The organism is Gluconobacter sp. R75690 (genome assembly GCF_015244525.1).
Taxonomy (GTDB): Bacteria; Pseudomonadota; Alphaproteobacteria; order Acetobacterales; family Acetobacteraceae; genus Gluconobacter; species Gluconobacter potus.
Genome location: NZ_JABCQB010000007.1, coordinates 141,602 through 157,158 on the forward strand (window position 1 = coordinate 141,602; position 15,557 = coordinate 157,158).

Here is a 15,557-nt window from a genome sequence, read left to right on the forward strand (position 1 = left end):
CCGTTACGATCCTGTTCGTGAAGACAGAGACCCTTTCCGTCCCGGACCTCGACCCCACCGAACTTCTGGCCGGTGCAGAACCCTGCGATCCGGTTCCGACGCCGCCTCCGGCTCTCATCCGGTCTTTTCTGGATCAGGGACGGCAGATGATCTGCTGGCTTCCGGTTGCGGTGGGGCTCGGGGCCATGCTGTATCTGGTTCTGCCGTTCGAGCCTTCCATCCTGTCTGTTGTGCTTGTCACAGTTCTGCCCGTCCTGATGGGGGCTGCCTGCTTCTGGTGGGGCTGGCAGCGGCTGTTTCCGCGTCTGCTGGGATTCGCGCTGCTCTCTGCGGCGATCGGGTTTGGCGATCTGGCGTTTCAGGCCCGGATGCAGCCGCCGATGCCGGCCCTGCCGACCCACGCGATGGTTCTGACCGGGCGCGTCCAGTCGCTGGAAATCCTGCCGCCCCGCAATGAGGACGAGGATGACGGCCATCGCGTGACACTTGCGGATGCTGTATTTGACACGCCTGTCGATGCCGGGATGGCGCCGTTACGCCGGACGCTGCATATCCGTCTGCGCGATGATGACGACCTGCTTCCCGAACCCGGAAGCACGATCCGCCTCCGCACCATGCTGCGCGCACCGTCGCCGCCTTCCTGGCCCGGCGGTCGGGATCTTCAACAGGAAGCCTGGTTCTCGGGGCTGGCCGGAAGCGGCTATGCGCTCGGACCGGCCAGCCTTTCAGGCGCCCCCGCCCGCCAGTCCTGGCTTGAATCCCTGCGCGAAACGGTGGCTCTGCGCGCCAATGCGGCGCTGTCTGACCAGACTGCCGCCATTGCCGCGACGCTTCTGGCGGGAGAGGCGGGGAGCATCGACCGGCATACGCGCGAGACGTTTTCCGCTTCGGGGCTGGCGCATCTTCTTGCTGTCGCCGGGCTGCATCTGGGTCTTGTGATGGCGGCTGTCATTGTGACGCTGCGCTGTGGTCTGGCGGCCATTGAATATGTCGCCCTGCGCTGGCCGTGCCGGCAGATCGCCGCTGTTGCCGGACTGCTGGCCGGGGGGGGGTATGTGATGCTGACAGGCGCGCATCTTCCCAGCCTTCGCGCGCTGGGCATGGCCAGTATCGTGACGCTGGCCATCGTGACCGGGCGGCGTGTGCTGTCCATGCGCTCGCTGTCCATTGTGGCGCTTCTGATCCTGCTGGTTTCGCCGGTCTCGGTTGTCGATGTGTCGTTCCAGATGTCCTTTGCTGCCGTGATGGGGCTGATCGCGGGTTATGGTGCCCTGCGCGAACCACTCATGCGCCTGCGGGGCGAGGGGGAGTGGTATCGTGTTGTCGCATCCCATTGTGCCGCGCTTGTCCTGACCAGCCTTCTGGCCGGACTGGCGACCCTGCCGGTCAGCATGGCGCATTTCGGCGCGCTTCAGCCCTGGTTCGTACTGGCGAATCTCGTGGCCGTGCCGCTTGCGGCTGTCTGGATCATGCCGGTGGGGCTTCTGGCGCTCGTAGCCATGCCGTTCCATGCCGAGGCTCCGTTCCTGAAGCTCATGGGGATGGGAATCCGTATCGTTCAGGCTCTGGCGGAGCGTGTGGCGGCGTTTCCGATGGCGCATCAACCCGTGCCAGCCATGCCGGGCTGGGGTCTGCTTCTGGTCATGCTCGGGCTGTGTTTCCTGTGTCTATGGAAAGGTCGAGTGTGCCTTGCTGGTCTGCTGCCTATCGCGGTCGGGCTGGCCTCAATCTGGCTGGCCCCGAAGCCGGATATTCTCGTTTCCCCGGATGCGGGACTGATGGCCGTGCGTCGTCAGGGTGTGCTTCTGGTCGGGCCTCATTCCAGCCTGCAACGCCGCACACTGGAAGACTGGCAGCGGGCCCTTGCCCTTCCCACGGCGCCGCTGCCGTCAGACTGTCTGTCGGGACCGTGCCGGATGTCTTTTGGCGCGCAGACTGTCCTGCTGCGTGTGCGTGATGCTTCGGATGGCAATATGCTGCCGACTGCGGAGCAGTGCGAGGGCGTAAGCCTGTTCATCAGTGTCTCGCCCGCGCGGAAAGGCTGCCCGGATGTGCCGTCCATCGACCGGTTTTCGGTCTGGCGGGATGGGGCTTACAGCGTGTTTGCAGGGCAGGGTCTTACGGTCGTGTCGGACCGGAGCTGGCGGGGAAACCGGCTCTGGGTGCCCCCCGTGGGCTGGCATGGCATGCCCAACCTGCCTCTCGCCCAGTCTGAGTGAGCATCTCTCAACCTTTTGGAAAGCAATCGCCCTGTAGGATCGCCGCACAAGGAGGTCCGCTATCGTGGCTTACAAACCCGCAACGGGCGTTCTGCTCGCGCTTGCACTGATGGTTGCCGTTCCGGCACAGGCCGCTCCCGCCGTGATCTGGGAAGGGCTGGCTCTGGGCATGAGCGTGCCGGAAGCAAAGCTCAGCCATCCGGAAATGATGGCGCTTCCTGCGCCGGTGCCCCGGGCGGGTTTCGCGCGCTATGTCATGCAAGGGCCGTCGATCGGGTCGTGCCTGTCGAATGTGGATGTGAACTTTCTGGGTGGGCGTCTGGCTTCAGTCGAGGTCCATGCCCTGACGGATACGGATTCCGGTGATGTCCGGATCTGTGCCGAGGAATGGGGGCGTGCCGTCCGGCAGAAATACGGCCAACCGCTGTTCGACGTGCGGACGCTCATGACGGAAAAGATTACCTGGAACGCCAATGGCTTTTCGGTCACGACGCATATGCGCGTCGTCAATACGGTCGTGGTCTATTCCGTGTCCTATCAGGCCTCTCGCCGGACAGCAGCCCAGATCCTTTAGGTCGCAGCGGCTTTTCGTGCCGGCGGGGCCTGCATCCGCTTGTCGGGATAGAGGCACCATTTCGTCGCCGGGCAACGCCAGCATTCCGGTGCGCGTGCCTTGCAGACATAGCGTCCATGCAGGATCAGCCAGTGATGCGCCGGGCGCAGCATGTCTTTCGGGATCCGCGCGACCAGCCCGTCCTCGACCTGTCGCACGGTTTTGCCCGGTGCCAGGCCGGTCCGGTTGCCGATGCGGAAGATATGCGTATCGACCGCCATCGTATCCGCACCGAAGGCGACATTCATCACGACATTCGCCGTTTTGCGCCCCACGCCGGCCAGCGCTTCGAGCGAGGCGCGGTCGGATGGGACCTGTCCGCCATGACGCTCCAGCAACTGTTCGCATAGCAGGGCCACGTTATGCGCTTTCGCCCGCCATAGCCCGATGGTGCGGATATGCCGGGCAATGCCGTCCTCGCCGAGAGCCGCCATGGATGCCGGATCGGGCGCCTCCTCAAACAGACCCTTTGTCGCCTTGTTGACGGATTTGTCCGTGGCCTGGGCCGAGAGCACGACGCTCACCAGAAGTTCGAACGGATTGCGGAACACCAGTTCGCTCTCCGCGTTGGGGTTAGCCTCGGCCAGTGCGGTGATGAAGGCTTTCGCGGCCGCCTTGCTCATGGCCCGGCTTGCGGTTGTGGGGGCATCGGTCATGACAGGGGCTCCACCGGGATGTCTTGCAGGCTGTTGCGTCCGGTCCGGACAGACAGCAAGATACGGCAAAGTTCTGAAAATTCCATGCCATCACACCGTGGCCTGCCCTGCATGACCTCGCAGGCAGACAGACGGCGGAGCATTCTGTGTCCGATACTACCCCCCTCATGACCCGCCAGCAGAAGGAAGGCCGCAAGCAGGACGTGTCCTTCACGGAAGTCCTCTCCTTCGTTTCAAGTCGCTGGCGTCACCATCCTCTTCTGTTGTCGAGAACCCTTGGCGGCGTTGGTCTGGCCACGCTGGCCGATGTCTGCACGCCCATTCTGGCAGGCCGTCTGGTGGATGATATTTCCCGCCATGCCGCAGGCCCTGCCGTGCAGCAGACGGCCGAACTGCTGCATCTTCGCGACGATGCATTCCTGATGGTTGCGGGACTGATCGTTCTCGGGCTGGTAGGGCTGTTCGGGCGGCGCTCGTCCTTTATCGGGATCTCGCATCTTACGCTCGCCATTATGCACCGTATTGCCAATCAGGCTTTCGATCGCGTGCAGCGCTTCTCGACGGACTGGCATGCTAACAACTTTGCCGGTTCCACCGTCCGCAAGCTGACCCGCGGTATCTGGGCGATTGATACGCTGGACGATACGCTCCTGCTCCTGATTGCGCCTGAGGTGCTGGTTCTGGGAGGCACGACGGCCGTCCTGATGTTCCGCTCGCCGCTCATGGGATCGGTGCTGGCGCTGTCGGTCGTGTTGTTTGCGTGGCTCTCCATCACCCTGACCCTGCGCTATGTCGCGCCCACCGCCCGTGCTTCCAATGAATGGGATACGAAAATGGGCGCAGCGATGGCCGATGCCGTGACCTGCAACCCGGTCGTCAAGGCGTTCGGTGCGGAAGATCGTGAAGACGAGCGGCTCGACAGGATTATTCTCGGCTGGCGTGAGCGGACGCTGAGAACCTGGATCCGCGGGACGAACAGCGCCAATCTTCAGGCTCTGGCGTCGCTTGCCATGCGGATGCTGCTGATCGGACTGGCCGTCTGGCTGTGGTGGGACGGTAAGGCTGGGCCGGGGGACGTGGCCTATGTGTTGACGATGATGTTTCTCGTGCAGGGCTATCTGCGCGATCTGGGGCAGCAGGTCAGTCAGGTGCAGCGGTCGGTCAACGAAATGGAGGAGCTGGTGGCGATTTTCCGCCGCGATCCCGCCATTCAGGATGCTCCCGATGCGCAGAAGGCCCATTTCCCGCACGGTGCCATCCGGTTCGAGCATGTGGACTTCCAGTATCCCGGACAGGCCAAGCCGCTTTATCATGACCTGAGCATCGATATCGCGCCCGGTTCCCGCGTGGCGCTTGTCGGGCCGAGTGGATCGGGCAAGACGACGCTGACCAAGCTGCTGCAGCGTCTTTATGATGTGAATGGCGGGCGGATCGTGGTGGACGGGCAGGATATTGCGCATGTCACGCAGGACTCCCTGCGCTCACACATCGCTATCGTCCCGCAGGAGCCGATCCTGTTCCACCGGACGCTGGCGGAAAACATTGCCTATGCGCGCCCGGATGCCAGCCGTGCGGAAATCGAGGAAGCCGCCCGGTTTGCAAACGCTGCGCCGTTCATCGAGCGTCTGCCCGAGGGTTACGAAACCATGGTCGGGGAGCGTGGCGTGAAGCTCTCGGGAGGCGAGCGCCAGCGTGTCGCCATCGCCCGGGCCTTCCTGGCTGACGCCCCCATCCTGATCTTTGACGAAGCGACGTCCAGCCTCGATTCCGAGTCCGAATCCCTCGTGCAGGACGCCATGCGCCGTCTCATGCAGAACCGGACGGTCATCGTCGTGGCGCATCGTCTTTCCACTGTCATGGAGCTGGATCGCATTCTGGTCTTCAGTCAGGGCGAACTGAAGGAAGACGGGACCCATGCCGCGCTGATCGAGCGGGAAGGCGGGATCTACCGGCGCCTGTTTGAGCTTCAGTCCCTGGAAGCCTGATACGGGAGCGGAAAGGGAGGGAGTTTTTGCATCCTTTCATGTCCGGCAGCGTTTCCTTCGTACTGGGTTTTCCCGGCCGGACGATGCATGCCCGACGGGAGCCACACAGGAGACCGCCGCATGACCATCCGTTCCGCTTTCGCCGCCCTGCTGCTTGCAACACCTGCCGCCCTGAGTGCAGGGAGCGCGATGGCCGAACCGGTAGCGTTTGAGCATGCGCGGCTGATCGATGGAACGGGCGCCCTGGCACAGCCGGACGCGACGGTGGTTATTGATAATGGCACCATCATTTCTGTCGGCATTCCTGCTCCGGCCAAGGCGCGACATGTGGATCTGACGGGCAAGACGCTTATGCCCGCCCTCATCAGCGATCACGTCCATGTCGGGCTTGTGAAAGGAACGGGGGCTAGTCGCGATAACTATACCCGTGCCAATATTCTTGCGGCCCTGAAGCAGTATTCCGATTACGGCGTCCTGACGGTCACGGCGCTGGGCCTGAACCGCTCCCCGCTTTTTGATACGCTGCGTCAGGAGCAGCATGACGGCCGCAATCCGGGTGCGGATCTGTATGGCGTGGACCAAGGCATTGGTGCGCCTGATGGTGTGCCCCCGGCAGCCATGGTCAAGGGGATCGGTCCTGATCAGGTCTTCCGCCCCACCACACCCGAAGAGGCCCGCAAGGATGTGGACCAGATGATCGCGGAGCATACGGATCTGGTGAAGCTGTGGGTGGACGATTTCCGCAATGACGTCCCCGATGGCAAGACTTATCCGATGCTGCCTCCGGCCATCTATCAGGCTGTCATTGACGAAGCGCATCAGCATGGCACGCGGGTTGCGGTCCATATCCATGATCTTGCGGTCGCGAAGGCTATCGTTGCTTCGAAGGCGGATATCCTTGCCCATGGCGTGCGGGACCAGCCTGTTGATCATGATCTGATCGCCGCAATGCTCCGTCAGGGAACGTGGTATATCGCGACGCTGGATCTGGATGAAGCGAACTATCTTTATGCCGAGCAGCCTGAATTGCTCTCCAATCCGTTCGTGCTGGCGGGTATCGATCCAGCCCTGCGCCGCGAGTTCACCGATCCGAAATGGCGTGCCGAGACGATGGCCAAGCCTCTGACCAAGGCCTCGCATTATGCGCTGTCCGTTAATCAGAAGAACCTTGCCGTTCTGTATCGTGCGGGCGTGAAAGTCGGTTTTGGTACGGATTCCGGCGCTGCTCCCACTCGTATTCCCGGCTTTGCCGAGCATCGTGAGCTTTACCTGACCGTGCAGGCTGGACTGTCGCCCGTGCAGGCCATCAGTCTGGCGACGGGCAATGCTGCGGCTCTGCTGCATCTGTCCGATCGTGGTGTGATTGCGCCGGGTCGTCGGGCGGATCTGCTGGTCGTGAACGGCAATGCTGATGAAAATATTGGTGCCGTGGACCAGATCGATCAGGTCTGGCAGCGGGGCGTGCTTGTAAGCCACGGTCCCGTGCGTTTGAAGAACTGAGGAACGGTTATCCGGCGGTCTGGGGGCGGGAACGCCCTGACACCAGCCGGAACATCGGTCCCGTCAGGGTCGTGGAAATCACAGCCAGAACCATCAGGGATGCGAAAGCGAACTCTGAAATCATGCCATGCGCATGCAGGATGGTTGCTGCAACGATTTCCATCAGCCCCTTGCACTGCAACAGCGAGCCGATCCCCAGTGCCTGCCGGTGCGTCAGGCCCGGTGCGGGCGGGAAGATCCAGACGGCCAGGATCTTCGTGACGATGGCGATCACCACCAGCAGGAGTGAGGCTATGACCGACGGCCAGGTCAGCGCATCACCGTCGATCCGAAGGCCGCTATGGCCGAAGAACATCGGAGCCAGCCAGATCAGCGAGAACGTGCCAACCGTTTCGACCGGCAGGCGGCGCACCCAGCGTGGCGGCATGAGCGCTCCTGCGAAATAAGCGCCGATCAGCTCGTGCAGCCCCAGTTCATGGCTCGCCCAGGATCCTGCGGCGAGATAGGCTGGGACGGCCGCCCAGATCACCCAGATCGGCGGGTTTTTCAGATTCCGCGTGGCCCAGCTGCTGAGAAAGGCCATGCCGATCAACAGCAGGACAGCCAGCCCCTCGAACCCGGTCCAGCCATGCAGGGCGTCAGGTCCGCGTGCTGCAAATTGCAGGATGGCCAGCCCGATCCAGAGCGCGGCATCGTCTACAACCGCAAGTTTCAGCGCAAGCTGTCCCACGGGACGGTACACGGGCTCCAGTTCGCGCACGATCCCGATCAGAACCGGCAGCGCGCTGACGGAAATGCACAGTCCGATCGACATGGCTCCGATCCAGCCATTGCCATGGGGTGCCTGCCAGCCATGCAGCGGCAGGAAGAACAGCTTGACCAGAATGGTCCCGATAACAAACGGAATTCCCAGCGCTACCAGTGCGCCGCACAGAAGACGACCCAGCGTCGGGGAGGGCAGATTTGCGGCCTCGGGAGCGTGGGTGGGGTTCTGCCACATCTCCAGTCCCGCCGTGAACGCCAGAACCAGAACGGCCAGCCAGCCGATGTAATCGCCGTAAAGCGAAGGAATACCAATGGTCGAGGCTGGAAAATGCAGGACCGCCAGAAGAATGCCGACCAGAATGGGCAGGATGGCAATCGGAATGGAGCGTCTGAGCAGCTGCCACAGTCCCCACGGAATAAGGACAAATATAAATGCATCCGCAAACAGCGCTGTCACATTCCCCATGACGATCCCTTTTTTGTTTCAATTGTATGAAGGGTAACACGAAACATGGGTTTAACGAAAACCAATAACAAAACAGCAACAAAATATAAAAATTCTTAATAATTAAAACATAATGTTAAAATAATGGTCATTTTTTTAATAAAAGGGTTTTTGGGGTAATGTGTGAGACTAACATTTCCATAAATACTGTTTAATATTAGATTTTTTTCTATTGAAATTCTGATGTAAATTTTGTGAGGGGCTAAATGAAAGTGGACTGTCTGTCAGAAGACAGGCGTCAGACCGTCACGATTTAGGCTCAGGACTCATAGCCAGAACATAACGGTTGCTGCGAGGCAGATGCCTAAGAAGAAGACATTCGAGAATCTTGTCGTAGCGGGTTGCGACCCGCCGCTCGTCAGGTTGCGGCACCTCCATAGGTCTCCGCGAAAGGCTGTCTTCGAAGAGCACTCAGCACAATCCGCAAAGACCTTTGGTTAACAGAATCTATTTATTGACGTCCGTCAAAGGCCAATTGGATTATCAATCACTCGCATTGAATGTAGTAATAGATTATTATTTATGGATTTTACATGAAATATTTTTTCCCCGAAGGGAATATTAAAGCTGAAAAAAAACATTTTTCTCCAATTTCCTTCACAAGAAATATTTAATGGCGTTCTGTCAGGCAAAAAAGCAGATATATTGTCTAATGCCTCGGGTTGCTCTGTTCCAATTATTGCAGTAAGAGATTTGTTATTTGATTCAAGGGATATGTTTATAATTTCATTTGGCTGTATGAGTATTGCATTTTGATTGTCCCAGTTGGGAAGAGTGGAAGTGAAAATGTCGCTGATTTGTTCAACATTGCGATTGGTTTGAATGTTAATATTGTGATGGCTTAAATAATTTTTTCCTCCAATAATCCGTTTAGACCGATTGTCAAGAACCTGCTCTGCATCTTGCAAGATTGGCTCCCAACGGTCTTTAGACCAGCGAACGTGTACGGAATTAAATAGTCGACTATATATTTCTAAATCTTTTATGACTTTTGCTCTTTTGCGAGAAATTCCTTCTATTACTTCTTTTTCTGAAAATAGGGAATGATAATCTTGATAAAAATTTGAGTTAATAAATTTCCCATCAATATTCGTTACTGGGTGAATGAAGGTCTTTCCTTTTGTATTTTGTTCCTCGCATTCCAGATAGCATGGAGCCCAATCATACATATCTAAATGGTCACAATAATTAATAAGGCTATCAACATTCATGCCTGCTTGTAGGGGTTCATGTATCATTACACTTTCGCCAATTGGCCATGTAGAAAGATTCTTCTTTCGTTTTAAATGGGACATTTCCAAACGGCGGCGCAAAATATAAAAAGCTGCCTTTTGAGAGAAAAAGGAGATACAAAAGAGACCTTTATGAACGTATTTTTCAATATCTGTATACCCTACACTACCTTCCAGGTGACTCCATTGAGAATTTACTTGAGTTTGAGGATGATATATAACGTCTAAATTATTTCTATTCATTTTTAGAAATATATCATCTAATGGTGCATGAACGGCGACATCATTTTCAATGGTACATATATAATCATAACCGGGGTGCGATAATATAAATAAATTCTGGTGATAGTCTCCATTATACCAGTACCCAGATCTTTTTTCATCCATGCCATATTCAAGTCCTATATCATCTATTCTTGAGTACGGGGCAAGAAATATTCTCTCCTCAAGTTGATAATTCCTGGGAATTATGTCTCCTGTTTCGGAGTCTATAACAATGAATATATCTGAAGAATGGCTATTTTTTTTGCATAATAGAAAATTTTTCTCAACAATATTGTTCCATATATGAGTCTTGAAAAGAATTGCCGTTTTCATGGAATTTAATTCTCGTGCATTAAAGAACGTAACGGGGGGTGTTTGATTTCCATGTAGCTGTTTTTTTTGGGTATATAAAGAATGAAAGGGTGAATCCTTCATTTAGGGGCGTGCAGGTATTCAGCGATGACATCGGAGTTATGATACAGGCTGAGTCAGGAACGCCCTGAAGGGAAAAGGATTAAACACTGTCTTCCAAACAGGTGTTTATGAATGCCCTCAAGGCCCGACCGCGATGACTGATGGCGTTCTTTTCGGCTTCCGTCATTTCCGCGAACGTCCGGCTTTCGCCCTCCGGTACGAACATCGGGTCATACCCATGTCCATGTTCGCCTCTTGGTGGCCAGACGACTGTGCCGTGACATTCGCCCTGCACGGTCCGCGTTTCGCCATCAGGCCAGGCCAGACAGAGTGCGGCGACGAAAAACGCCCGGTGATCCGGATTATCGCCCATCTCCCGGTGCACGCGCGCCATCGCAACCTGCATGTCCTTGGTCGGGCCGCCCCAGCGGGCGGAATAGACGCCCGGACGGTTGTCCAGCGCTGAAACGCAGAACCCGGAATCATCCGCCAGGGCGGGTAGCCCGGAAGCCCGGGCTGCGGCCAGTGCCTTGATGGCGGCATTGCCGGTGAAGGTCTCTTCCGTTTCTTCCGGCTCGGGCAGATCCAGTTCTGCGGCCGAGATTACGGTGATTCCGCTTTCGGCCAGCAGGGTGGAGAACTCGCGGAGCTTGCCGGCATTGTGGCTGGCAAGCACGATCTTTGAACCACGGGGAAGTGTACGCATCATGCAGTCTCCAGCGCCTTGTTCTGGGCTTCGAACAGTCGGGCCGTGCCGAGCTTTGCCAGCCGCAGAAGTTCGAAGAATTCGCTTTCCTGAAACGGCTTGTCCTCGGCCGTCCCCTGGATTTCGATGATGCCACCATCCGCCGTCAGGACGAAATTCGTATCGGCCTGCGCGCTGCTGTCCTCGATGTAATCCAGATCCAGCACGGATCCGGCATCCGTCAGTCCGCAGGAGACAGCCGCGACCTGCGCCGTCAGAGCCTGCGACCGCTTGGCTTTTTTCAGCGCCAGGGAAAGTGCCACCCAGGCGCCTGTAATGGACGCACAGCGCGTTCCGCCATCCGCATTCAGCACGTCGCAGTCGAGCGTGATGGTTCGCTCGCCGATTTTTTTCAGATCCACGCAGGCGCGCAGCGAACGTGCGATCAGGCGCTGGATTTCCTGCGTTCGGCCGGACTGCTTGCCCTTGGCCGCCTCGCGCTGGCCCCGGCTGTGTGTTGCGCGCGGGAGCATCCCGTATTCCGCCGTGATCCAGCCCTGTCCCTTGTTGCGCAGGAAGGGCGGCACGCGGTCTTCGATCGTGGCCGTGCACAGGACTTCCGTCCCGCCGACGCGGATGAGGGCCGAGCCCTCGGCGTGGTGGGCAAAGCCGGTTTCGATCGAAACAGTGCGGTTTTCGTCCGGCGCACGTCCTGAAGGACGCTTGCCTGCGGTGTCAGTCATGTAAAAAGATCCTGTGGCAGAATATGTGCCGCCTCTACCGCGTTTGACGTGAAGGCATCCAGCCCCGACAGTTGGTTTTACCATGATGCGACCCCTGCCTCCCCTGTTCCGCCCCTCCATCCCGATGCCCCACGGTCTGGGAGATCGTGAAGCTGCGATCCTGCGGGAAATCGTCGAGGAATATGTTGAAACCGGCGAACCCATCGGCAGCCAGACCCTCGCCCAGCGCCTGCAACCCAGCCTGTCCCCGGCTACCATCCGCAATGTCATGGCGGAACTGGCCCGTGCCGGACTGCTGTTCAGCCCCCATGTCTCGGCCGGACGGCTGCCTACCGAAAAAGGCGTGCGCCTGTTCGTGGATGGTCTGCTCCAGTTCAGTTCCCTGACGGAAGAAGACCGCGCGAGCATTGACAGCCGCCTCGATATCCATGGGCGCTCCTATCAGGACATTCTTTCCGAAGCGTCGTCCCTGCTGTCGGGCCTGTCTTCGGCTGCCGGACTGGTTCTCGCGCCAAAATCGGACGCGACCCTCAAGCATATCGAGTTCGTGGCGCTGGGTCCGGGGCGGGTGCTGGTTATTCTGGTCGGTTCTGACGGGCAGGTGGAGAACCGCATTATTGAGACGCCACCCGGTGTTCCGCCTTCAGCGCTGGTCGAGGCCGGGAACTACCTCAATTCCCGTCTCGGGGACCTGACGCTCGGCAATCTTCGCGAACGGGTCCGGACGGAAATGGATGCCAGCCGTCACGAACTGGATGCGCTGACTGCAAGCGTGATCGAGAGCGGGTTGGCGACATGGGATGCGGATGGGGGGACGCTGTTCGTGAAAGGGCAGGGGAAGCTGCTGGCTGACATCACCGAGATCGAACGCCTGACCACCATCCGGATGCTGTTCGATCATCTCGAGACGCAAGAGACCATGCTCCAGCTTCTGCAACTGGCCGATGCGTCCGAAGGGGTGCGGATCTATATCGGGCGCGAAAGTGGCATGTTCGGTATGTCGGGTGTGTCCATGATCGTGGCCCCGGCCCGCAACGAGGCCCAGAAGATCGTGGGTGCCATTGGCGTGATCGGCCCAACCCGTCTGAACTACGGGCGGATCGTGCCGGTCGTAGACTACACCGCGCGGATGGTCGGGCGTCTGCTTGGGTGATGGAATGCGGAAATTCCGCCTTTTTCAGCCCTGCATCTTTGTCATGAAATGACCCTTTTAGACGGGGGCGACGGCGGATGCGGAACAATGCTATGCAGAGGCCATGACGCGACGTTCCTTCCGCTCCCGTAATCCCCGGGGCTCTGGCAATCCACAGGGTCCTGGCGCCACGCCGCCCCGTCCCCCACGCTTCCGCCGCTATCGGCAGTCGCTGGCGATCATCGCCGGTGTAGGGCTGGTGGGGATTGCCGGGGCAGGAGTTCTGGGCTGGACGACCTATGCCAAGCTGGTAGCGGATCTGCCCAGCGTGGACAGCCTGCGCGCCTATCAGCCGCCGACCGTCAGTCGCATCTATGCTTCCGATGACCGGCTGATGGCGGAACTGGCGAACGAGCGCCGGATCTTCGTGCCGATCAACGCCATCCCCGAGCGTGTGAAGAATGCCTTCATCGCGACCGAAGACCATAATTTCTACACCCATGGCGGCGTGGATTTCATGGCGATCGGCCGTGCGGGCCTGACGGACATCTTCGCGCGTCATGGTCGCCGTCCGCTGGGGGCTTCGACCATTACCCAGCAGGTTGCGAAGGTCATGCTGCTCAACAGCAATGTCCTGAGCTTCGACCGCAAGATCAAGGAAGCCCTGCTCGCCATGAAAATGGAGCAGGTGCTGTCCAAGGACAAGATTCTCGAAATCTACCTGAACGGCATCTATCTTGGGAACGGCGCCTATGGTGTCGCTGCCGCCGCCCAGAGCTATTTCAACAAGCCGCTTGATCAGCTTGATGATGCCGAGGCGGCCTCACTGGCTGCTCTTCCCAAATCTCCGACGAATTATAATCCCTTCCTGCACCCGCAGGCCGCGATGGCGCGCCGCAACCTCGTGCTGGATCTGATGGTCGAAGCCGGCGTGCTGACCCGTCAGCAGGCTGATCAGGAAAAGCAGGAGCCTCTGGTCCCGCAGCAGAAGCAGCGTTTCGGCCCTTTGCCGGATTCTGAATGGTTCGGCGAGGAAGTCCGCCGTCAGCTCATTGCCCAGTATGGGCAGGAGCGCGCGGCGCAGGGCGGTTTGGAAGTCCATACCAGCCTCGACCAGAGCCTTCAGGTCACCGAGACGCGTCTTCTGCATGAAGGCCTGATGAATTACGACCGCGTTCATGGCGGCTGGCGGGGGCCTCTGCGCAACCTGCCGGACATTCAGGATGACGGCTGGGAAAGCGTTCTCGATCACGTCACGCCTCCGGGCGGTATGCTGCGGGAATGGCGGCTGGCGGTCGTGCTGCCTGGCGGCACGCATGTGGGCTGGATCGAGGAAGGAACGGCCCGCAAGGGCGCACTTCTTGCGACGGATATTGCCTGGGCGCGCCGGATGCATCCGCTTCGGGCCGGTGACGTCATCATGATCGAACCGCAGGAAGGCGGCTCCGCAGCGCTGCGCCAGATCCCGCAGGTCGAAGGTGCCGCTGTCACGCTGGACGTCCACACGGGTCGCGTTCTGGCGATGGTTGGCGGCTGGTCGTTCCATGAAAGTCAGTTCAACCGTGTGACACAGGCTCTGCGTCAACCTGGATCGTCCTTCAAGCCGTTCGTCTATCTGGCTGCCATGGAAAAGGGGATTTCCCCCTCCGAGCGCTTCGACGATTCGCCTGTTTCTTATGGCGACTGGCATCCTCAGAACTACGAACACGACAACTGGGGCCCCACGACGCTGCATGATGCGCTGCGCGAAAGCCGCAACCTCGTGACGATCCGCGTGGCCGCCCATCTCGGCATGAAGGCTGTGGCCGATACGGCTATCCGGGCCGGTCTGGTGGAGCAGATGCCCCATGTGCTGCCTGCCGCTCTTGGTGCTGTCGAAACGACTGTCATGCGTGAGGCTGCGGCCTACGCTACGATCGCCAATGGCGGCCATATCGTCACCCCGACCCTCGTGGACGACATCCAGGACCGTGCTGGCACTGTTCTGTGGCAGGCGGGTGGCCTGAAGCTTGGCACTGCCATGCAGGCTCCTCCTACCGAACTGCCTGCTCCCGCGGATGGCACGACGCCGCCAGTCCCGGTGACAGCCCCCACACCCCCTTCCGCAACGCCTGCGGCTCCACCGCCGGGCAGCGTGGCCGTTCCGGCCCTGACGGATGTGCGGCCGGTTCTTGCCAGTGAGCAGAGCACGTTCCAGATCGTGCAGATGATGCAGGACGTGATCGCCCGCGGGACCGGCCGCATGGCAGGCGTGGGCATTGACCGTCCTATCGCAGGAAAGACGGGCACCAGTCAGGATTTCCATGACGCCTGGTTCGCCGGCTTCTCGCCCGATATCGTCACGGTTGTCTGGGTCGGTTTCGACACGCCTCAGACGCTGGGTCGCAATTCGGATGGCGGCCGCGTGGCTGGCCCGATCTGGAACCGGATCATGAAGGTTGCCCTCGCCAGCCGTCCGAAGCTGGATTTCCGGGTGCCTGACGGCATCACGCTGGCCAGCTACGATACGGGACGCATCTCCGCGGTGGATGGCTTCAAGACCGATCAGGTTCCGGGCGCTTCCGTGGAGCTGCATGGCTTCGGTGCAGGCACGGAAGCCCTGACCGCCGCCGATACGGGTGCCGACAGCGTGATTTCGGATTCCGAAAGCGATATGGCCCAGACACCCGGTCAGGGTGGGGGAATGGCCGGAGCCGCCCCCGGAAGCGGCACGGCTTCCGCTCCGGGACAGGCCCAGAAACCTGCTCCGTCTGATGGTGACATTGGCGTGGGTGGCCTATACTAAGACGCACCAGAACAGACCGAATGGGGCGGTGACAGGCCGCCCTTTCAGTGGAGGACATT

Annotated in this window: 11 protein-coding genes; 6 read left to right on the forward strand and 5 right to left on the reverse strand. The window is 59.2% G+C overall.

All coding sequences use genetic code 11. From position 1 onward, the window contains the following. Nucleotides 1–17 precede the first annotated feature (17 nt). Together HKD27_RS10315 and HKD27_RS10320 are read left to right on the forward strand one after the other, a co-directional pair. Nucleotides 18–2,219, forward strand: coding sequence for a ComEC/Rec2 family competence protein (locus HKD27_RS10315; RefSeq protein WP_370544262.1), 2,202 nt, complete (start codon nt 18–20; stop codon nt 2,217–2,219). Nucleotides 2,220–2,283: 64 nt separating this feature from the next. Further along, nucleotides 2,284–2,793 carry a hypothetical protein gene (locus HKD27_RS10320; RefSeq protein ID WP_194689388.1) on the forward strand — a complete coding sequence of 170 codons (510 nt, stop codon included), beginning with the start codon at nt 2,284–2,286 and terminating at the stop codon, nt 2,791–2,793. Here HKD27_RS10320 and nth read toward each other — a convergent pair. Beyond that, nucleotides 2,790–3,488: an endonuclease III gene (nth, locus tag HKD27_RS10325; protein WP_194689387.1), complete on the reverse strand. Its 699-nt coding sequence runs from the start codon at nt 3,486–3,488 to the stop codon at nt 2,790–2,792. The two genes, HKD27_RS10320 and nth, sit on opposite strands and share 4 nt — an antisense overlap. Nucleotides 3,489–3,655: 167 nt before the next feature. Here nth and HKD27_RS10330 point away from each other — a divergent pair, with 167 nt between their 5' ends. Further along, nucleotides 3,656–5,473, forward strand: coding sequence for an ABC transporter ATP-binding protein (locus HKD27_RS10330; protein WP_228518452.1), 1,818 nt, complete (start codon nt 3,656–3,658; stop codon nt 5,471–5,473). 120 nt (nt 5,474–5,593) lie between these two features. Continuing rightward, the gene (locus HKD27_RS10335) at nt 5,594–6,973 is read left to right on the forward strand and encodes an amidohydrolase family protein (protein ID WP_194689385.1); all 1,380 of its coding nucleotides are present in this window, start codon (nt 5,594–5,596) and stop codon (nt 6,971–6,973) included. A gap of 7 nt (nt 6,974–6,980) precedes the next feature. On the opposite strand, the gene HKD27_RS10340 is transcribed toward HKD27_RS10335, so the two are convergent. The 4 genes from HKD27_RS10340 to rph form a co-directional block, all read right to left on the reverse strand. Further along, on the reverse strand, nt 6,981–8,204 hold the full coding sequence (locus HKD27_RS10340) for a cation:proton antiporter (RefSeq protein ID WP_194689384.1): 1,224 nt from the start codon (nt 8,202–8,204) through the stop codon (nt 6,981–6,983). Between the two features lie 503 nt (nt 8,205–8,707). Beyond that, on the reverse strand, nt 8,708–10,072 hold the full coding sequence (locus HKD27_RS10345) for a hypothetical protein (RefSeq protein ID WP_194689383.1): 1,365 nt from the start codon (nt 10,070–10,072) through the stop codon (nt 8,708–8,710). Between the two features lie 181 nt (nt 10,073–10,253). Continuing rightward, a complete protein-coding gene (gene rdgB / locus HKD27_RS10350; RefSeq protein WP_194689493.1) occupies nt 10,254–10,859 on the reverse strand; it encodes an RdgB/HAM1 family non-canonical purine NTP pyrophosphatase in 606 nt (201 codons plus the stop codon). After that, a complete protein-coding gene (gene rph, locus HKD27_RS10355) occupies nt 10,859–11,581 on the reverse strand; it encodes a ribonuclease PH (protein WP_194689382.1) in 723 nt (240 codons plus the stop codon). Before rph ends, rdgB begins: the two co-directional genes overlap by 1 nt. Nucleotides 11,582–11,663: 82 nt before the next feature. Between rph and hrcA the strand changes: the two genes are divergently transcribed. Continuing rightward, nucleotides 11,664–12,734 carry a heat-inducible transcriptional repressor HrcA gene (gene hrcA / locus HKD27_RS10360; RefSeq protein WP_194689381.1) on the forward strand — a complete coding sequence of 357 codons (1,071 nt, stop codon included), beginning with the start codon at nt 11,664–11,666 and terminating at the stop codon, nt 12,732–12,734. Between the two features lie 103 nt (nt 12,735–12,837). Then, nucleotides 12,838–15,498: a penicillin-binding protein 1A gene (locus HKD27_RS10365; protein WP_194689380.1), complete on the forward strand. Its 2,661-nt coding sequence runs from the start codon at nt 12,838–12,840 to the stop codon at nt 15,496–15,498. The last annotated feature ends 59 nt before the right edge of the window (nt 15,499–15,557 follow it).

What these genes read in the sequence shown, in the direction of transcription:
- nth (WP_194689387.1), bottom strand. Translation starts at nt 3,488, where the DNA reads ATGACCGATGCCCCCACAACCGCAAGCCGGGCCATGAGCAAGGCGGCC.
- HKD27_RS10330 (WP_228518452.1), top strand. Translation starts at nt 3,656, where the DNA reads ATGACCCGCCAGCAGAAGGAAGGCCGCAAGCAGGACGTGTCCTTCACG.
- HKD27_RS10335 (WP_194689385.1), top strand. Translation starts at nt 5,594, where the DNA reads ATGACCATCCGTTCCGCTTTCGCCGCCCTGCTGCTTGCAACACCTGCC.
- HKD27_RS10340 (WP_194689384.1), bottom strand. Translation starts at nt 8,204, where the DNA reads ATGGGGAATGTGACAGCGCTGTTTGCGGATGCATTTATATTTGTCCTT.
- HKD27_RS10345 (WP_194689383.1), bottom strand. Translation starts at nt 10,072, where the DNA reads ATGAAAACGGCAATTCTTTTCAAGACTCATATATGGAACAATATTGTT.
- rdgB (WP_194689493.1), bottom strand. Translation starts at nt 10,859, where the DNA reads ATGCGTACACTTCCCCGTGGTTCAAAGATCGTGCTTGCCAGCCACAAT.
- rph (WP_194689382.1), bottom strand. Translation starts at nt 11,581, where the DNA reads ATGACTGACACCGCAGGCAAGCGTCCTTCAGGACGTGCGCCGGACGAA.
- hrcA (WP_194689381.1), top strand. Translation starts at nt 11,664, where the DNA reads ATGATGCGACCCCTGCCTCCCCTGTTCCGCCCCTCCATCCCGATGCCC.
- HKD27_RS10365 (WP_194689380.1), top strand. Translation starts at nt 12,838, where the DNA reads ATGACGCGACGTTCCTTCCGCTCCCGTAATCCCCGGGGCTCTGGCAAT.